The organism is Bacillus sp. RCC_6_1 (genome assembly GCF_041360755.1).
In the GTDB taxonomy this organism is placed as follows: Bacteria; Bacillota; Bacilli; order Bacillales; family Bacillaceae_G; genus Bacillus_A; species Bacillus_A cereus.
In genome coordinates this window covers 1128809-1147577 of sequence record NZ_JBFUPV010000002.1, presented here as the reverse complement: position 1 = coordinate 1147577, position 18769 = coordinate 1128809, and the positions used below count along the sequence as shown (strand labels likewise).

The following is an 18769-nucleotide window of genomic DNA, read 5'->3' as shown; positions in this document are numbered from 1 at the left end:
ACTGGACCTCAAGGTGCTCAAGGTAACACAGGTGCTACTGGTGCCACTGGACCTCAAGGTGTTCAAGGTAACACAGGTGCTACTGGCGCTACTGGACCTCAAGGTGTTCAAGGTAACACAGGCGCTACCGGGCCTCAAGGCATTCAAGGACCAACGGGTGCTACCGGCGCTACTGGCATAGGAGTTACTGGACCTACTGGACCTTCTGGTGGACCTACCGGACCTACTGGGCCTACTGGACCTAGCTTCCCTATAGCAACAATTGTTGTAACAAACAATATTCAGCAAACAGTACTGCAATTTAATAATTTTATTTTTAGTACTGCAATTAACGTAAACAATATTATCTTCAACGGCACAGATACAGTTACTGTTATTAACGGTGGTATTTATGTAATTAGCGTATCCATTTCTACAACTGCGCCAGGATGCGCTCCACTCGGAGTAGGAATTTCAATTAATGGAGCAGTCGCAACTGATAATTTCTCTTCAAATTTAATAGGCGACTCACTTTCATTTACTACAATAGAAACATTAGCAGCTGGTGCAAGAATCTCTGTCCAATCTACACTTAATGAGATTACGATCCCTGCAACAGGAAATACTAACATCCGCCTTACTGTATTTAGAATCGCTTAAATTTCACTATATATTGTTTATGACAAATAAAAAAAGAGCGAGGAAACTCGCTCTTTTTTGTTATGTACAATAATTCATTACTATTCTAATTCAATTGAAACATTTTTTTGTGGTACAAATGTAGAAATTGCATGTTTATAAATAAGCTGTTGCTTACCTTCTGTTTCCAGCAGGACTGTAAAATTATCAAATCCTTTAATTAGTCCACGAAGCTGGAAACCATTTAATAAGTACAGCGTAACAAACGTATTTTCTTTACGGAGTTGATTTAAAAACTGATCTTGAATATTGATTGATTGCTTCATGTCGAATCCTCCTCTTTTTCTCTACTTACTATTATTCGACTTTACTTGTAACTTTCCTTCTATGTATCGTAAAATTTCTGACGTTTTTTCACCGTTTGTAACATCAAACCACGTGACATCCATTTTATTACGGAACCACGTTAATTGACGCTTTGCATAACGACGCGAATTCGTCTTTAATTGTGATACCGCATCTTCTAAAGAAACTCGATTCTCAAAATAATCATAGATTTCTTTATATCCAATCGCTTGAATAGATTGACAATCTCGTATCCCTCTATTATACAGCCCTTCTACTTCCTCTAATAGGCCTTGTTCCATCATCAAATCCACTCGTAAGTTAATGCGATCGTATAGCATTTCTCGATCCATTGTCAAGCCAATTAATGAAACATCATAGAGTAACTCTTTTTCTTGTTTCTCAATTTGTTCACTCATTTTTTCACCCGACGTGTGGAAAATTTCTAACGCCCGAATGACACGTCGTACATTATTTGCGTGAATACGCTCCGCACTTTCTGGATCTACTTCTTGCAATTTTTTATGTACATATTCCACACCGCGTTCTAAAGCTAACTTTTCCATTTGCTCTCGGTATATCACATCACCAGCATCATCTGTAAACTGATAATCGAATAAAACAGATTGTATATAAAGACCGGTCCCACCAACTATAATTGGTAATTTACCACGTTCTGTAATTTCTCGAATATGCTTGCGAACACGTTCTTGAAATTCCGCGACAGAAAATGAATCTTCCGGATTTTTTATATCGATCATATAATGTGGAATTCCGTCCATCTCTGCTTTTGTTACCTTTGCAGTTCCAATATCCATCGTTCGATAGATCTGCATGGAATCACCACTAATAATTTCACCGTTCAACGCTTTGGCAAGATTGATACTTAACTTCGTCTTTCCAACAGCAGTTGGTCCAATGATGACAGCAACTTTTTCACGTTGCACTTCTCCCATATCATTCAACTCTCTTTATGTAATATACTCCATCTATTGATTATACCCAATCTTACCAATTTTAACGGCATGATTGCAAGTTCTTTCATTTCGGTACATGAAATTATACAGAAAAAAGAACATAGTTTGTCCAATTCTGCATATACATGATAAAAATAGTTTCGAGAGGATGAGTTAACTATGAAACAATCCACCATCAATTTTTCATCTTTGACAAAAGACCTCATTTTAGCTACTTCTATAAAAGAACAAAATTGTTCACAAGAGGAATTATACTTCGCCCTAAATTGTTTACTACGGGCTTTTCATTCTACCCTCCATGAAACAACATTACATCCAGAAAATAAAAATACAGAATATATACAAACGCAATTTTGCAGTGCATATAAAATTATTACAGGTAAAACTATTTATCCATTTCAATAATCCATAAAAAGCGGCTGCTTACATAATTTCAAGCAACCGCTTTTTATATTAATATCGATAACCTATTGTATAACTTTCACTTTTACAGATTTGCGCCCCCAGCTATTAGCACTACCATCTGAACCGACTAATACATCAATACGATTTCCTTTAATCGCACCACCAGTGTCTCCAGCAATCGCTTCTCCATATCCTTCTACCCATACTTTTGATCCAAGCGGAATTACTTTCGGATCAACAGCAATTACTTTCATATTTGGATTTGCTGTTAAATCATGCCCCATTGCAGTTAATACACGACCACCATACGAACCATTCTCACTCGGATCTGCTGTATATGCCGTCGCTTCTACTGTAATTTCACGACCACCAGTAGGCGCACTTGTTTCAGTAGATTTTGCAACTGGTTTTGCAGCCGGTTTTTCTTTTACCACAGGTTTACTTGATTCTACATTCTTAATAGAATCGTTACTCTTAACAGACTCTTTATTCTTAACTACTGTATTATTTTTAACCGGCGTATTTGTTCTAGCTGGCGCTTCTTCTTGAGCTACAACCTCTTTCTTTTCGATTACAGGTGCTGTTCCTGTTAAAAATGGCACGTGAACATATCCAACTTTTCCATTGTAGTCAAATTGTAACCATTCATTTTGAACTTGATTCGTCGTTTCAATCACATCATTTTTATTAAGTTTACCTAAAATTTCAGAATCAGTATTCGCTCCAGCACGAACATTTAATACACCCGCCGTTACATAATATGTGCTCTTTGTAAAATCGGCACTTACAAACGCTTCCTTACCGTTCAACTTAATTTTTGTCCATCCATTTTCTGTATTTATAACATCTAGTGTATTCCCACTTAACACTTTACCTACAAGCTTTGACTCTACATTTGGGTTTTCTCTAACATTTAATACGTCTGTTGTTACAATTGTTTCCGCTTTAGCAGAACCCGCAAAAATCCCAAGACCAAAAACTGCTGCTGTTGCTATACCTAATAATTTTTTCATGAATAGCCTCCATTTGCTTTGTTTTCGTATTTTCATTATAGCAACAGATTTTTAGAATTTTTAGAAATCACACAATTACAAAGCATTCGTAATATACGATTAACGAGTTGTAACATAAATTTCCATATTAATAAAATGTATTTCTCATACAATCTCCAGTGGTTTTCATATATTTTTCATATACGAGCACAAGAACTTTTTTCCAGAAAAAATTACAGTGTTACTTTTTTGTTACAAAAAATTCACAATTCGTTACATCTTTTACCAAAAAACATCAATATTTAATTGTTAACCTATTTTTTTGTAATAAAAAGAGAGCAGCTACTAAAAGCTGCTCTCTTTTCATTTGTTATTGAACTTTCTTTTTCCAAACACCTAGCATAATAGCCGAGACAATCGTTCCAATTAATATAGAGAAAATATATAGTAACGGTTTATTTACTAACGCTATTACAAATAATCCACCATGCGGTGCTGGTAATGTAATTTGGAATAACATAGATAACGCACCTGCAATACTTGAACCAACAACACAACTTACAATTACTCGAACCGGATCTGCAGCTGCAAACGGAATCGCACCTTCTGTAATGAACGATGCTCCCATAATATAATTTGTTAAACCAGATTTACGTTCCGCTTCTGTAAACTTTGATTTAAAGAATGTAGTTGCAAATGCAATCGCAAGTGGCGGTACCATACCACCAGCCATAACTGCTGAGTGCACTCCAAAATTCTGTGCTTCTATTGCAGCAATACCAAACGTAAACGCCGCTTTATTAATTGGACCACCCATATCAATTGCCATCATACCACCTAAAATAAGACCTAGTAATATAGCATTCGTACCGTTTAAACCATTTAACCACCCTGTCAACATTTCATTTAATGCTACTACAGGCGGAATCACTGCTTTTTGCATTACAACTCCTGTAATCAATAATCCAAAGACTGGATATAACAAAACAGGTTTAATTCCTTCTAATTGTACTGGTAGTCCTGAAAATAATCTTTTCAACCCTAAAACAACATATCCAGCTAAGAAACCAGCAATTAATCCACCTAAAAAGCCAGCATTCGCATTCGCCGCTAAAAATCCACCTACAACACCAGGCATAAAACCAGGACGATCAGCAATAGAACTTGCAATAAATCCAGCTAAAATTGGTACAAGGAATAAAAACGAACCTGTTTTTCCTCCACCAATTGACATGAACAATTCAGCTAAAGGACCTTCCGCCTTTATACCACCAAACGAAAACGCTAGCGCTATTAAAATCCCGCCGCCAACAACGAACGGAAGCATATTACTTACGCCATTCATTAAATGCTTATAAATTCCTAATCCTTTTTCTTTTTCCGTACTTTCTGCCTTTCCATCTTCTTTTACACCTTTAAAGATTGGTGCATCTTGCTTTACAGCTCGATTAAGAAGTGTTTCCGTTTTTCTAATCCCATCAGCGACTGGTACTTGAATGACATGTTTACCAGCAAAACGATTCATTTCTACTTGTTTATCCGCCGCAACAATAATAGCTGTTGCACGTTCAATATCCTCTTTCGTTAAACCGTTTTTAATACCTGTCGATCCGTTTGTTTCAACTTTAATCGCTATTCCTAACTCTGTCGCTTTTGCTTTTAAGCTATCCGCTGCCATATATGTGTGAGCGATTCCAGTTGGACAAGCTGTAACAGCAAGTACGTACGGTTCATTTACTTCTGGTTTTGCGACTTCAATCTCTTCTTCTTTTTCATTCTCTTTTTCATCAAATAGTTGAAGAAGCTCACTTTCATCCTTTGCTTCTAATAGTTGCTTGCGAAATCCTTCATCCATTAATAATGTCGATAAACGAGACAACGTTTCTAAATGAGTATTATTCGCTCCTTCACTTGCAGCAATCATAAAGAATAAGTGTGCTGGCTGTCCGTCAAGCGACTCATAATTGATACCGCTTACACTTCTACCAAAACAAATCGATGGTTGTTTAACAGCCTTTGTCTTCGCATGAGGTATTGCAATACCTTCCCCTATTCCAGTCGTACTTTGGGACTCCCGCTTTAAAATAGCTTCTTTAAATTCCATTTTACTATTTAAACGATTTGCCCCATTTAATTTCTCAACTAATTCATCTATGACAGCTTCTTTATTTGAAGCTGTCAAATCCATAATGACTGTATCTCTTTTTAATAGTTCTGTAATTTTCATATGTTGCTTCCCCCTATCGCTTAGCTACAATTACTTGCGACAATAATTCTTCTACTTTTTCCTTCTTACATAAATCAGCTGAAAATGCTGTTGCACTCCCTGTTGCAACGCCGTATTGAAATGCCTTTTCAATATCTTTTGTCTGTTCATATTTGCCTACAAACCCTGCAACAAGAGAATCTCCGGCCCCAACTGAATTAATTACAACACCTTTTGGAACAGTCGCTTCATATATACCTTCTGCCGTAAATAATAAAGCTCCCTCTCCAGCCATCGATACGATAACGTGTTTTATACCTTGTTCAATTAATTTTCTTCCATAAGGTAAAACGTCCTCTACTGTTGAAAGCTCCACTCCAAACAACTCACCAAGTTCATGATGGTTTGGCTTAATTAAAAATGGCTTATTTTTAATTACATGCTGCAGTGCACTTCCACTCGCATCGACTACTACTCGAATACCTTTTTCAGCTCCGAGCGCTGCGATTGATTCATAAAAGGTAGTTGGGATAGATGCAGGTACACTTCCAGCTAGCACAACGCAATCTCCCTGCTTCATACTTTCGATTTGTTTCATTAATTGTTCAAATTGCTCATTTGTCACATTAGGACCTTGCCCATTTAATTCTGTCTCTTCTTGCCCTTTTATTTTCACATTAATTCGGGAATCTCCGTCTACTTGGATGAAGTTTGTCATTACGCCTTCCGCCTGTAATACACCTTTAATAAATTGACCGGTGAATCCACCAGTAAATCCAAGTGCTATATTTTCCACACCTAAACGATGAAGAACGCGAGAAACATTAATCCCTTTTCCTCCAGGAAACTTCATATCTTTCTCTGCTCGATTGACTGCGCCTAAATCAAAGGAATTAACTTGTACTACATAATCAATAGATGGGTTTAAAGTAACTGTATAGATCATTGTTTATCAGCCTCAATTACATTGGTTTGTCTTTTATATTTTTCTAAATCAATTTCTAAATGGTTTGTAATAATATTTGCTTCTTCAACATTTGCAATTTTCGCAAATGCAACTTCTGAAAACTTACTTTCATCAATTAAGAAATATCCTTCGTTTGCTAATGTTAATGCCATTTGTTTTAAGAGCGCTTCTTCTGGATCTGGCGTTGTAAAGCCAAGCTGTTCATGTACACCATTTGCACCTAAAAAACATTTATCAAAACGATACTTCTGCATACTTTCCTGTGCCATAGCACCGATTAAAGCTTTCGTCCTACTCTTCATCATTCCACCTAGTAAATACGCACGAATATTATTTTCAACTAAAGCTTCAATATGCATAAGTCCATTCGTAACGACAGTCACATCTTTATTTATTAAAAATGGAATCATTTCAAATGTTGTACTTCCTGCATCTAAATAAATACAATCACCTTGTTCAATAACGCTAGCCGCATAATTAGCAATTTGTTGTTTTATTTGAATGTTTTTGGATGATTTTTCAACCATCGTTGGTTCTTGCCCTTTTCCTGTTAAAACAGCGGCACCACCATGAACTCTTTTTAATAACCTTTGCTTTTCCAATTGTGCTAAATCACGGCGAATTGTCGACTCAGAGCTTTCTGTTCTTTCAACTAATTGCTGTAATTTTACAACTTTCTGTTCTTTTACAAGTTGCAATATCATTTGATGACGTTCAGGAGTTAACATTTTATTCACCTCTTCTTTGATTACAGTATAATGAAAACGGTCATAAAAATCAACCACAAACAATCAAAAATAATCAAAAACACCCATAAACATTTATAAACAGCAAAAAGAAACCTATTCGATTAAACAATCAAATAGGTTTCTTTTCTAAATTCACTTATAAAGAAGCTTTATATATACTTAAAACATCATCTTTATTTAATTTTTTAAAGTTACCAAATTCACCATACGCCATCGCTTTATTAGCCATTATATCAATTTCATTTTCTCCAATACCGTAATCAGCTAATGTTGCTGGCGCTTCAATTGAAGTCCAAAATTGACGCAGTGCCTTAATTCCTTCTAAAGCCACTTCTTTATCTGTTTTGCCATCTGTTTCTATATCAAATACACGAATAGCGAACTGTTTAAAACGACTTACATTTTCCTCTACAACATGTTTCATCCAGTTCGGGAATAAAATCGCAAGGCCACCCCCGTGTGGTATATCATGAACAGCAGAAACTGCATGCTCAATATTATGAGTCGCCCAATCTCCTTTTACTCCCATCGCTAAAATGCCGTTTAACGCCATAGTACCACAATATAAAATAGTTTCTCTATGCTCATAATTTTCTAAATCACTTAAAAGCTTAGGTGCTGTCTCAATTACTGTTTTTAAAACAGCTTCACAATAACGATCTTGTAGTTCTGTATTCGTTCCATGATGGAAATATTGTTCTAATACGTGCGACATAATATCTACCATACCGTAAATTGTTTGATCTTTCGGTACAGAAGTAGTATGAACTGGATCTAAAATTGAAAACTGCGGGAAAGTAACTGGGCTACCCCATCCATACTTTTCATTCGTTTCCCAGTTTGTAATTACCGAGCCTGCATTCATTTCAGATCCTGTTGCTGCAAGAGTAAGTACAGTACCAAATGGTAATGCCTCATTAGCAAATGTTTTTTTCGTTACAATATCCCATACATCTCCATCGTACTTACTACCAGCTGCAATTGCCTTCGTACAGTCGATCACACTTCCTCCACCAACTGCTAAAATAAATTCAACACCATTTTCTTTACAAATTTGAATCCCTTTCTTTACAGTTGATACACGTGGATTCGGTTCAACACCTGTCAATTCAAATACTTCTGCATTTATATCCTTTAAAATAGAAATTACATTATCATAAATACCGTTTCTTTTAATGCTGCCTCCCCCGTATACGAGAAGAACTTTTTTACCGAACTGTGGAATTTCAGTTTTTAACTGCTCTAATTGACCTTTACCGAAAATAAGTTTCGTTGGATTACGAAATACAAAATTTTGCATATTCCTTTACCATCCCTTCTATATGAAAAGCAACTATACTTTTGTATACCATATTTTTTTCATTTCACAAAAATATTTGCTTAATAAAAAAATCCCAGCCTACAGGCTGAGATTTTTTATTGGTAATAAGGTGAGATCATTAAGTAAACAATAACACCAGATAAACTTACATATAACCAAATCGGCATCGTCCAACGTACAATTTTACGATGACGTGTTAATTGATTTGTAAAACCAAATACAAGTGCAAACAATGCAAGCGGTACAATAATTGCCGCCAGGATAATATGTGTAATTAAAATGATGAAATACACATATTTAATGAATCCTTCTCCGCCAAAATGTGTTGCTGGCGCTAAGTAATGATAAGATAAATAAGAAACACAAAATAGCAACGTCGTTGTAAATGCTGCCAGGATGAAACCACGGTGCATTTTCACATTCTTCTTAATAATAGAGTATAGAGCTGCTAATAAGAATACGAACGTAAAGCTATTAAAAATTGCATTTAACATTGGTAAAATTGTTACATCAAAATGTAATTCTCCTTCATAGCCAACAGGTCCAAAGAACAAAAATAAAATAATCGCATTTACAATTACAGAAAGCGTTATCACAATAGGAGCATAGCTTTTCTGATTTGTTGATTGATCCACCAAAATGGTCACTCCCTCTTCCTTCAAATATGTATACGTAACCTCACTATTTTAACATACTATTCACAGTGTAAATGTGACAATAGTTTGACACAGCAAGATAAGACAAAGAAAAAATCCTTCTTAATAAAACTTCTTAAGAAGGATTTTATCGCTTTATTATTCAAATAGCAACGCGATTAGTTTTTGTTAAAAAATGTATCGCTATATGCTTGAAAAATTTCAGACACTTGATATCCCATTAAAGAAATTGCTGTTAATGAAAAGAAACCAATCATAAGAAATCGAAACCACATATAAATCTCCTCCTTGTATTTAGCTTAAAAAACATTCGCTATATTACAAGTTGAGTGGCACTCTTCATCGTCACTTTCCTTTTTCCTTACAATTGCTGTAATAAATCGAATCATAAAGAAAATAACAAAAGGAATTTGTTCGTAATTCACATTGGCATAGTTTAGCAACGGCTCGCGCTGCATATCGAACGGGGATGAGAAGGAATAGAACATACCTTGCTCTTCCATATATACAATTACAATTTTCATGCAAAATACGATTCCTAGAAACGAAACAATATCTTGCCATTCTGTCGTATATAACAGGTTATACAGCTCTAATACGTACTCTTCCATTATCATCCCCCCCTTCCTTTTTTACCATTTTGCTCGCCTTCGTATAAAAAGTCAAGAAAAAAGTTTATATCCACTATGACAATAGTAATTACTTGTTTCTATGATTATATATGATTCTTTTATAGCAATGACTGGGTGTAACTCTCTTCGAAAATTAGAAAATTAGAATCGAACAGATTCCTCATTCTTACTTTTAGGATTCAAAACTGTGCTATTTTTATTTCTATTAAAAATAAAATAAGAAAGTATGATAAGAACAGTAACAAACATTGTTAAAAGTGCTTGTGAACGTAAAGTATCAATTGCGAACATCGCAACTAAAACTGCTATAATAGCAACAATTGTAACATACGTTACATACGGAAAAAGCCACATTTTCACTTTCAAATTTTGTTGTTCCACTTTCCCCATTTTTTTACGCATCTTTAAATGCGAAACTGCAATAACGAGATAAACTAGTAACGCAATCCCGCCAGATGCATTCACTAAAAACAAAAAGACTTTATCTGGAGAAATGTAACTAAACACAACGCCAATATAAGCGAAGAAAGTTCCAAATAAAACGGCCCGAACTGGAACACCACTACTGTTCAATTTCAAAAACGCCTTTGGAGCATCTCCTCTTTCTGCCATCGAAAAAAGCATTCTTGAGTTTGTATATAAACCCGAATTTAAACAAGAGAGTACAGCTGTTAAAACGATAAAATTCATAATTTGTGCCGCAGCTGGTATTCCTATATGTTCCAATACAGCTACAAATGGACTTTTTAATATGTTTGCTGAATTCCATGGCAGTAGCGTAACAACTACCGCTATAGACCCAATAAAAAATACAAGAATACGCCAAATCACACTGTTTGTTGCTGTTTTTACTGCTTTTACAGGTTCTGCAGATTCACCTGCGGCTACCGCTACAATTTCTGATCCCATAAATGAAAATATAACGACAGTAATTCCAAGCAGTACCGAACTTATACCGTTTGGCATAAATCCACCTTGTCCAATTAAATTCGAAGTGCCGGGTGCTTCTGTTCCTGGAACAAATCCTAAAATAACAGCAAGACCTAGACAAAGGAACAAAACAATACTTATTACTTTAATAAAAGAAAACCAATATTCAAACTCTCCAAATGATTTCACCGAAAAAACGTTCGTCAGCGTTAATAAAATTGTTAATATTAAACTTAATAACCAAAGCGGTATTTGTGGAATCCAATATTGGATAATACCAGCACCTGCTGTGGCTTCTATTGCAATAACAATTACCCAAAAAAACCAGTATAACCAGCCTATTGTATAACCCGCCCAAGGACCAATCGCTTCTCTTGCATACGTTGCAAATGAACCACTTGTCGGATTAACAGCTGCCATTTCTCCTAGCATTCTCATGACGAAAATGACTAGAAGTCCTGCTAATGCATATGAAACGATAGAACCTGGTCCTGCCGAATGTACAACTGCACCACTTCCAACAAACAAACCAGCCCCTATTACACCGCCAATTGAAATCATTGTAATGTGGCGTATTTTGAGGTCTTTCTTTAGATTTTTATCCAAATCTTGTACATCCCCTTCCAAACTAAATTTTGAAATTTATGTAAGAGTACTGTGCGAAAGATTTTGTCCTATACTTTAAAATATATCAAAATATTCTGAATTCAACAATTAAAATTCAACCTCCTTCAAAAATTATTACATTAGGTTTAATACTTTCCCATACACAATTGTTGAGAAAATTATAGTCCCTTTACAAAAGAAAGAATTTTCAGATATTATTAAATAAACAAGATTATACATCTAGACAACTTTTTGTATAGGAGTGTTGATATGTTAAACAAGTTCAAATTTTTTTGTTGTATTTTAGTAATGTTCTTACTTCTACCGTTATCCCCTTTCCAAGCACAAGCAGCAAACAATTTAGGTTCAAAATTACTCGTTGGATACTGGCATAATTTTGATAACGGTACTGGCATTATTAAATTAAAAGACGTTTCACCAAAATGGGATGTAATCAATGTATCTTTTGGTGAAACTGGTGGTGATCGTTCCACTGTTGAATTTTCTCCTGTGTATGGTACAGATGCAGAATTCAAATCAGATATTTCTTATTTAAAAAGTAAAGGAAAGAAAGTAGTTCTTTCAATAGGTGGACAAAATGGGGTCGTTTTACTTCCTGACAATGCCGCTAAGGATCGTTTTATTAATTCCATACAATCTCTGATCGATAAATACGGTTTTGACGGAATAGATATTGACCTTGAATCAGGTATTTACTTAAACGGAAATGACACTAACTTCAAAAACCCAACTACCCCTCAAATCGTAAATCTTATTTCAGCTATTCGAACAATCTCAGATCATTATGGTCCAGATTTTCTATTAAGCATGGCCCCTGAAACAGCTTATGTTCAAGGCGGATATAGCGCATATGGAAGCATATGGGGTGCATATTTACCAATTATTTACGGAGTGAAAGATAAACTAACATACATTCACGTTCAACACTACAACGCTGGTAGCGGGATTGGAATGGACGGTAATAACTACAATCAAGGTACTGCAGACTACGAGGTCGCTATGGCAGATATGCTCTTACATGGTTTTCCTGTAGGTGGTAATGCAAATAACATTTTCCCAGCTCTTCGTTCAGATCAAGTCATGATTGGGCTTCCAGCAGCACCAGCGGCAGCTCCAAGTGGTGGATACATTTCGCCAACTGAAATGAAAAAAGCTTTAAATTATATCATTAAAGGAGTTCCATTCGGAGGAAAGTATAAACTTTCTAACCAGAGTGGCTATCCTGCATTCCGCGGCCTAATGTCTTGGTCTATTAATTGGGATGCAAAAAACAACTTTGAATTCTCTAGTAACTATAGAACATATTTTGATGGTCTTTCCTTGCAAAAATAACAAAGTAAAACTATAATTAGCCCTCATCAATCGGACATTTATGGGCAATCAATGCAGGATAAAAACAACAATAGGTCCCTTTATAGGTCCTATTGTTGTTTTTTACTTATGAAAATTACTTTGTCACATCTAAAGTTTTAAGAAACTCTTTTCCATCGACCAACATCGCACGTTCCTTGGAATCATATTGTTAAATATTCTAGTTACTATTTTGCTTCAACACAAAAATTGAAAGTTCAGGTACACTACAAAATCTAACAGGCATCCTAGTAGTCCCAATGCCACGATTTACATATAAATATAACGGCTTACTCTTCCCCTCTACTTCATACATACCTTCAACGTAGTGCTCAGCTAGTTTGGTAGTAATTAACGGACCTACAAAAGGAATTTGGACTTGTCCTCCGTGACTATGTCCTGACAGTTGAAGATCAACTGGGTAACGATTTATTTTGGTTACAACATCCGGCTCATGTACTAATAACATGTTGAAATCATTTTGTTTCAAGTTTTTTAAAGTTGAATCTATTTGCGGCTTCCCTAATAGAAAATCATCCAAACCTGATATTATAATATATTTGCCGTTTTCCACTTTAATTTTCTGCACTTCATTTACTAATACAGAAAAACCAGCTTCTTCCATATATTTTTTGTAAAATAAACTACCGCCCCCGCCCCTATCATGATTCCCAAACACAGCATATTTCCCTAAGGGAGCGTAAATTTTCTGCAAAATAACCTTCGCTTCTTCTCTTTCCGCACTATAAGACCCAAATTTATCTATTAAATCTCCGGTAAAAACTACTATATCTGGATGTAATTCATTCATCTTCTCCACTAAATGTTCAAGTTGTTTCAGTGTAAACTCTGGTCCTAAATGTACATCTGAAAACTGCAATATTTTTTTATTATTAAACTCTTTAGGAATTGTAGAAGCTTCTATTTCATTCCACGTAACTGTTACTAGTTTTCGTTCTATTTCTGTCGCATAATAATACAAACTTACTGGTATCATTAATATACTTATAAAACTAATAATAAATATCTTTACGATTGATTTTTTCCGTTCTTTTTTTACATGATTCGTATTCATGTTTTCACCTCTAGAAACACTTTAAATCCTTATTGTTACATTCATGTGACAACATGAACAATGTTATCAATATGTAATTCCCTCTCTATTCACTTTGACAATTTTATACAGAAGTCATAACATATTTTTATAATACATAGATTTTCGAAATTTTTTCTATTCATTCCATCATTTTATTACGGAGGGGTTATTCATGTCTGTATTTACACCAGAAGAAATTACGGAACTTGCTGCTAATTCCGGAAGAAAAAAAGCTCATTTATCATTACTCCCTATGTTAATTCTCGGTTTTTTTGGCGGTGCTTTTATAGCATTAGGGTATTTACTCGATATTCATGTTATTGGAACAATGCCAAAGGCTTGGGGATCATTTACTAGTTTTCTAGGCGCTGCTGTATTCCCTATTGGCCTTATTCTCGTTATTCTTGCAGGCGGTGAACTAGTAACTGGTAACATGATGACAGTTTCTATGGCCTGGCTTCAAAAGAAAATTACTTTATTTTATTTCATACGAAATTTAGTTATTGTTACATTTAGCAATTTCATAGGGGCTGTATTTGTAGCCTACTTTTTCGGTCATATCGTTGGCTTAACTGAAGGAGCTTTTTTAGCAAAAACTATTTCTATCGCTCAAGCGAAACTACAAGATACACCATTGCAAGCATTTATTTCTGCAATCGGATGTAATTGGCTCGTTTGTTTAGCTGTTTGGCTCAGTATGGGAAGTAAAGAATTTATCGGAAAGATTATCGGTATTTGGTTCCCGGTTATGACTTTTGTTGCGATTGGATTTCAACACGTTGTAGCCAATATGTTTGTCATCCCAGCCGCCATTTTTGCCGGTCATTTCACTTGGGCTGAATATTTTCCAAACTTTATTTTTGTTTTCTTTGGAAATTTAGTAGGAGGTATGTTATTTGTAGCACTACCTTACTTCATATCTTATAATAAGAAACTACCTGCTCATCAAGAGAAGACTGAAATGAAGAACAAATCTCTGTCCGCTTAAATGGAATGTCTATAAAGTGCCCTAAAAAATATTACAAATTTCATTTTTTTTGCGAATATATGTACGTACACTTGTTCTCGAATGTTTTATACGTTATAATAACAACTTAAATAGCATTATTTACATATGAGGTGAAAAACATGAACAAAACAGAATTAATTAAAAACGTAGCACAAAATGCTGAGATTTCTCAAAAAGAAGCTACTGTAGTTGTACAAACTGTAGTAGAATCAATCACTAACACTTTAGCTGCTGGTGAAAAAGTACAACTTATCGGATTCGGTACATTCGAAGTTCGTGAAAGAGCTGCTCGTACAGGCCGTAACCCACAAACTGGTGAAGAAATGCAAATCGCAGCTTCTAAAGTACCTGCTTTCAAAGCTGGTAAAGAACTAAAAGAAGCTGTAAAATAATGAAAAATATCCTTCTCATTTATGAGAAGGATATTTTTTTCATAACATAATTAATAAAAATCTGACCATTATGTTGTTTCTTTTGTTCTTTTATGCAAATAAAACCTTTACTTTCAAAAAAAGGTTTTGCGGTAATGCTCGCCTCTGTATATATCTCCCTATGCCCTAGGTTCACTGCTTCTTTTTCTAACTTCTGTAGTATGTATGAAGCGACTCTTTTCCCTTGATAATCTTTATGCGTAAATAAACGATCTACGTAACGATCATCGTTATAATCCCCAAACCCCACAATCACACCTTTATGATCCGCTACATAGCTAATATTCTTTTCTAAAGACTGTAACCAATTTTCTCTATCTAGTCGCTCCGGTGCCCACGCCTGTAGCTGTAACTCATTATAATCTTTTGCATTAACCGTATGAACTGTTTCATAGAACAATTGTAATACTTGATCTAAATCTTCTTTCTGGAATGTTCTAATTATAATATCTTTTAACATATATAAGTCTCCTTACGAAACTACCTCTTAACTTTTCTACTACATACGATTCTATATTTCTGCTTTATTATATCGTTTTAATTTCTATACGAACAAAAAAACAATACTTATTCAAAGTATTGTTTTTTAATTCTATTCAATTACTTAATGTAGCTCTTTAAGATTTTAATTTAACTCTTTGTAATCGTAATGCATTTAATACAACGGATACAGAACTAAATGCCATCGCTGCTCCAGCAACCCAAGGGGCTAAGAAACCTAATGCCGCAATTGGAATTCCTAACGCGTTATAAGCTAATGCCCAGAATAAATTTTGTTTAATATTTCTTATCGTCATTTTACTCATAAAGATCGCATCAGCAATACTATTTAAGTCACCGCGGATTAACGTTATATCCGCTGCTTCCATCGCTACATCCGTTCCCGTTCCAATTGCCATACCAATGTTCGCTGTAGCAAGAGCAGGAGCATCATTTATCCCGTCTCCAACCATCGCTACTTTCTTACCATTTGCTTGCAGTTTTTTCACTTCTTCTGCTTTTCCTTCTGGCAATACTTCTGCAATTACGTGATCAATACCAACTTGCTTTGCAATTGCCTGAGCAGTTTGTGTATTATCTCCTGTAATCATCACAACGTCTAGACCCATTTTTTTCAGTCTTGCGATAGCTGCTTTTGAAGTATCTTTTACAGTATCTGCAACGGCAACTATACCAGCATATTCTTTATCGATTGCAATAAGCATTGCTGTTTTTCCTTCTCGTTCTAGCGCTTCCATTGATTTAGAAACTTCTTCAATATCAATATTGAATTTCTTCATTAATCGACGTGTACCAATTAATAAGTGTTTTCCTTCTACAACTGATTCGATACCAAATCCCGGAATCGCTTCAAACGTTTCTGAACTTGGGATATCAATTTTCTTTTCTTTAATTCCTTCTACAATCGCTTCTGCAAGTGGATGTTCAGAATTTCTTTCTGCTGCCCCTACTAATCTAAGCAGTTCATTTTCATTGAATCCATCTGCTACAATTACATCTGTTAACACCGGCTTCCCATTTGTCACTGTACCCGTTTTATCTAAAATAACCGTATCTAATCGGTGCGTTGCTTCTAAATGCTCTCCACCTTTAAATAAAATACCATACTCTGCTGATCTTCCTGATCCTGCCATAATAGATGTAGGCGTTGCAAGACCTAATGCACATGGACAAGCGATAACAAGTACTGCTATCATTTTCTCAAGTGCTCCGCCAAAATCACCAGGTGTAACAAATATCATCCATACTGCAAATGTGATAATCGCAATCACAACTACAACCGGTACGAAAATACCTGAAATTTGATCTGCTACCCTTTGAATAGGAGCTTTTGAACCTTGTGCCTCTTCTACTACTTTAATAATTTGAGCTAATGCAGTATCTCTTCCTACTTTAGTTGCTTTCACTTTTAAAAATCCATTTTTATTTATTGTCGAACCTATTACTACATCCCCAATTGACTTATCAACAGGAATACTTTCACCCGTTAACATCGATTCATCAATTGCTGACTTTCCTTCTACAATCTCACCATCTACTGGTATTTTTTCACCAGGCTTTACATAGACGATATCACCAGCTACTACTTCTTCAATCAAAATTTTTATTTCTGTTCCATCTCGCACAACTGTAGCTGTCTTCGCTTGTAAACCCATCAATTTTTTAATTGCTTCTGATGAGCGCCCTTTTGCTTTCGCTTCAAATAATTTACCTAAAATAATTAATGTAATAAGTACCGCACTCGTTTCAAAATATAAATCTGTCATATGTTTCGAAGAACCAATAGATTGAATACTTAAATATACACTATAGAAATACGCGGCCGACGTTCCAAGCGCCACGAGAACATCCATATTCGCACTTTTATTACGTAACGCTTTATAAGCTCCAACATAAAACTGTCCACCAATGATAAATTGAACAGGGGTTGCAAGTGCTAGTTGCACCCAAGGGTTCATTAACATATCCGGTAAATAAATAAACGACGTAAATGAGAAATGACTAACCATTGCCCACAATAATGGGAAAGATAAAATAAACGAAATAATAAACTTCTTCTTTTGTCTTTCAATTTCTTGTAATCGATGATCAGTTGATGCATCTTGATCATCTGGTTTCACTTCTAATTTATATCCTAGCTTCGTAATCGCACTCTTCATTTCATTTACATTAACTTCATCAGGATTAAAGTCTACTGTAGCTGATTCTAAAGCAAAATTTACTGTCGCTTTGTTCACACCATCTAACTTATTTAAACGCTTTTCAACTCTATTTGCACATGCTGCACATGTCATTCCTGAAACAGTAAATTCAGCTTTATCACTTACAATTCCATATCCTAACGATTCAACTTTTTCTTTAAACTGTTGCGGATTTGTTTTAGTTGGATCGTACATTATTTTTGTTTTTTCAAGTGCAAAATTTACATTCGCCTCATGAACACCTTCTACTTTTTTTAGACCTTTTTCAATTCTATTTGCACATGCCGCACATGTCATTCCTGATATTTGAAGATTGGCCTCTTTTTTTTCATTCATGTCTCTCACCTCTATATACCCTTATGAGGTATAATTATTAGCAAAATAAATCGTACTTCATTTAAAGTACGATTTATTTCCATATCTAAAAATAATTATTGAACATCGTATCCTTGGTCTTCGATTACAGCAACGATATCTTTTAATGTTACGGCAGACGAGTCGATAGTAACTTCAACAGTTCCTTCTGCTAATTGAACCTTCACTTGTTCAACACCGTTTAGCTCTTTCACACTGCTTTCGATAGCATTTACACAATGTCCACAAGACATACCTTCAACTTGTAATGTTAACTGTTCCATTTAAAATCCTCCTCTTGTTTCTTCATTCTTTGTTAATCACAATTACATCTTACCATACCCCCCTAAGGTAATCAATGGTTTTGTATCATGATTTTTCAATTATTTTCTAAAAGTTTAT

19 protein-coding genes are annotated in these 18769 nt (G+C 35.1%); 5 read left to right on the top strand and 14 right to left on the bottom strand.

From position 1 onward, the window contains the following. The coding region (locus tag AB6801_RS12105) for a Gly-Xaa-Xaa repeat protein (protein WP_370941076.1) at positions 1-639 on the top strand (639 nt) is incomplete at its 5' end. Positions 640-719: 80 nt separating this feature from the next. On the opposite strand, the gene hfq is transcribed toward AB6801_RS12105, so the two are convergent. Both hfq and miaA read right to left on the bottom strand, forming a co-directional pair. Then, positions 720-944, bottom strand: a complete 225-nt coding sequence (gene hfq / locus AB6801_RS12100) for an RNA chaperone Hfq (protein WP_000813896.1) — start codon at positions 942-944, stop codon at positions 720-722. Positions 945-965: 21 nt separating this feature from the next. Further along, complete coding sequence (gene miaA, locus AB6801_RS12095) at positions 966-1919, bottom strand: tRNA (adenosine(37)-N6)-dimethylallyltransferase MiaA (protein WP_000504957.1); 954 nt, start codon at positions 1917-1919, stop codon at positions 966-968. 180 nt (positions 1920-2099) lie between these two features. Between miaA and AB6801_RS12090 the strand changes: the two genes are divergently transcribed. After that, positions 2100-2345, top strand: coding sequence for a hypothetical protein (locus AB6801_RS12090; protein WP_000814426.1), 246 nt, complete (start codon positions 2100-2102; stop codon positions 2343-2345). 62 nt (positions 2346-2407) lie between these two features. Here the strand turns inward: AB6801_RS12090 and entD are convergent, their stop codons facing one another. The 8 genes from entD to gabP form a co-directional block, all read right to left on the bottom strand. Further along, complete coding sequence (gene entD, locus AB6801_RS12085; protein ID WP_000734613.1) at positions 2408-3358, bottom strand: cell wall-binding protein EntD; 951 nt, start codon at positions 3356-3358, stop codon at positions 2408-2410. A 349-nt stretch (positions 3359-3707) separates the two neighbouring features. Then, complete coding sequence (locus AB6801_RS12080) at positions 3708-5564, bottom strand: PTS fructose transporter subunit IIABC (RefSeq protein WP_097999674.1); 1857 nt, start codon at positions 5562-5564, stop codon at positions 3708-3710. Positions 5565-5577: 13 nt separating this feature from the next. Then, the gene (gene pfkB, locus AB6801_RS12075; protein WP_000640830.1) at positions 5578-6489 is read right to left on the bottom strand and encodes a 1-phosphofructokinase; all 912 of its coding nucleotides are present in this window, start codon (positions 6487-6489) and stop codon (positions 5578-5580) included. After that, positions 6486-7238 (bottom strand): DeoR/GlpR family DNA-binding transcription regulator, encoded by a 753-nt coding sequence (locus AB6801_RS12070; RefSeq protein WP_000957286.1) that lies wholly within the window; start codon positions 7236-7238, stop codon positions 6486-6488. Before AB6801_RS12070 ends, pfkB begins: the two co-directional genes overlap by 4 nt. Positions 7239-7395: 157 nt before the next feature. Further along, the gene (locus AB6801_RS12065) at positions 7396-8559 is read right to left on the bottom strand and encodes an iron-containing alcohol dehydrogenase (protein ID WP_001179092.1); all 1164 of its coding nucleotides are present in this window, start codon (positions 8557-8559) and stop codon (positions 7396-7398) included. A 116-nt stretch (positions 8560-8675) separates the two neighbouring features. Continuing rightward, the gene (locus tag AB6801_RS12060; RefSeq protein ID WP_000228314.1) at positions 8676-9218 is read right to left on the bottom strand and encodes a DUF420 domain-containing protein; all 543 of its coding nucleotides are present in this window, start codon (positions 9216-9218) and stop codon (positions 8676-8678) included. A gap of 317 nt (positions 9219-9535) precedes the next feature. Further along, entirely contained in the window at positions 9536-9853 is a 318-nt protein-coding gene (locus AB6801_RS12055) for a hypothetical protein (protein ID WP_103595474.1), read from the bottom strand. Positions 9854-10009: 156 nt separating this feature from the next. Next, positions 10010-11404 carry a GABA permease gene (gene gabP, locus AB6801_RS12050; protein WP_000360110.1) on the bottom strand — a complete coding sequence of 465 codons (1395 nt, stop codon included), beginning with the start codon at positions 11402-11404 and terminating at the stop codon, positions 10010-10012. A 270-nt stretch (positions 11405-11674) separates the two neighbouring features. Between gabP and AB6801_RS12045 the strand changes: the two genes are divergently transcribed. Next, the gene (locus AB6801_RS12045; RefSeq protein WP_000932440.1) at positions 11675-12757 is read left to right on the top strand and encodes a chitinase; all 1083 of its coding nucleotides are present in this window, start codon (positions 11675-11677) and stop codon (positions 12755-12757) included. Positions 12758-12956: 199 nt separating this feature from the next. Here the strand turns inward: AB6801_RS12045 and AB6801_RS12040 are convergent, their stop codons facing one another. After that, positions 12957-13850 carry a metallophosphoesterase gene (locus tag AB6801_RS12040; RefSeq protein WP_001095345.1) on the bottom strand — a complete coding sequence of 298 codons (894 nt, stop codon included), beginning with the start codon at positions 13848-13850 and terminating at the stop codon, positions 12957-12959. Positions 13851-14043: 193 nt separating this feature from the next. Between AB6801_RS12040 and AB6801_RS12035 the strand changes: the two genes are divergently transcribed. Both AB6801_RS12035 and AB6801_RS12030 read left to right on the top strand, forming a co-directional pair. Continuing rightward, positions 14044-14859: a formate/nitrite transporter family protein gene (locus AB6801_RS12035; RefSeq protein ID WP_000110530.1), complete on the top strand. Its 816-nt coding sequence runs from the start codon at positions 14044-14046 to the stop codon at positions 14857-14859. A 140-nt stretch (positions 14860-14999) separates the two neighbouring features. Beyond that, positions 15000-15272 (top strand): HU family DNA-binding protein, encoded by a 273-nt coding sequence (locus AB6801_RS12030; protein WP_001043904.1) that lies wholly within the window; start codon positions 15000-15002, stop codon positions 15270-15272. Positions 15273-15291: 19 nt separating this feature from the next. Here AB6801_RS12030 and AB6801_RS12025 read toward each other — a convergent pair whose 3' ends face one another. From AB6801_RS12025 to copZ, 3 genes are all read right to left on the bottom strand, one after another. Beyond that, entirely contained in the window at positions 15292-15771 is a 480-nt protein-coding gene (locus AB6801_RS12025) for a GNAT family N-acetyltransferase (protein WP_000910158.1), read from the bottom strand. Positions 15772-15928: 157 nt separating this feature from the next. Then, entirely contained in the window at positions 15929-18349 is a 2421-nt protein-coding gene (locus tag AB6801_RS12020) for a heavy metal translocating P-type ATPase (RefSeq protein WP_001003182.1), read from the bottom strand. Between the two features lie 95 nt (positions 18350-18444). Further along, complete coding sequence (copZ, locus tag AB6801_RS12015) at positions 18445-18651, bottom strand: copper chaperone CopZ (RefSeq protein WP_000436973.1); 207 nt, start codon at positions 18649-18651, stop codon at positions 18445-18447. Positions 18652-18769 lie beyond the last annotated feature (118 nt).

Coding starts and splice junctions, on each gene's coding strand:
- AB6801_RS12025 (WP_000910158.1), bottom strand. CDS start 15,771: ATGTTAAAAGATATTATAATTAGAACATTCCAGAAAGAAGATTTAGAT.
- entD (WP_000734613.1), bottom strand. CDS start 3,358: ATGAAAAAATTATTAGGTATAGCAACAGCAGCAGTTTTTGGTCTTGGG.
- miaA (WP_000504957.1), bottom strand. CDS start 1,919: ATGGGAGAAGTGCAACGTGAAAAAGTTGCTGTCATCATTGGACCAACT.
- AB6801_RS12020 (WP_001003182.1), bottom strand. CDS start 18,349: ATGAATGAAAAAAAAGAGGCCAATCTTCAAATATCAGGAATGACATGT.
- AB6801_RS12030 (WP_001043904.1), top strand. CDS start 15,000: ATGAACAAAACAGAATTAATTAAAAACGTAGCACAAAATGCTGAGATT.
- AB6801_RS12055 (WP_103595474.1), bottom strand. CDS start 9,853: ATGATAATGGAAGAGTACGTATTAGAGCTGTATAACCTGTTATATACG.
- AB6801_RS12065 (WP_001179092.1), bottom strand. CDS start 8,559: ATGCAAAATTTTGTATTTCGTAATCCAACGAAACTTATTTTCGGTAAA.
- hfq (WP_000813896.1), bottom strand. CDS start 944: ATGAAGCAATCAATCAATATTCAAGATCAGTTTTTAAATCAACTCCGT.
- AB6801_RS12070 (WP_000957286.1), bottom strand. CDS start 7,238: ATGTTAACTCCTGAACGTCATCAAATGATATTGCAACTTGTAAAAGAA.
- pfkB (WP_000640830.1), bottom strand. CDS start 6,489: ATGATCTATACAGTTACTTTAAACCCATCTATTGATTATGTAGTACAA.
- AB6801_RS12035 (WP_000110530.1), top strand. CDS start 14,044: ATGTCTGTATTTACACCAGAAGAAATTACGGAACTTGCTGCTAATTCC.
- AB6801_RS12090 (WP_000814426.1), top strand. CDS start 2,100: ATGAAACAATCCACCATCAATTTTTCATCTTTGACAAAAGACCTCATT.
- AB6801_RS12045 (WP_000932440.1), top strand. CDS start 11,675: ATGTTAAACAAGTTCAAATTTTTTTGTTGTATTTTAGTAATGTTCTTA.
- AB6801_RS12080 (WP_097999674.1), bottom strand. CDS start 5,564: ATGAAAATTACAGAACTATTAAAAAGAGATACAGTCATTATGGATTTG.
- copZ (WP_000436973.1), bottom strand. CDS start 18,651: ATGGAACAGTTAACATTACAAGTTGAAGGTATGTCTTGTGGACATTGT.
- AB6801_RS12040 (WP_001095345.1), bottom strand. CDS start 13,850: ATGAATACGAATCATGTAAAAAAAGAACGGAAAAAATCAATCGTAAAG.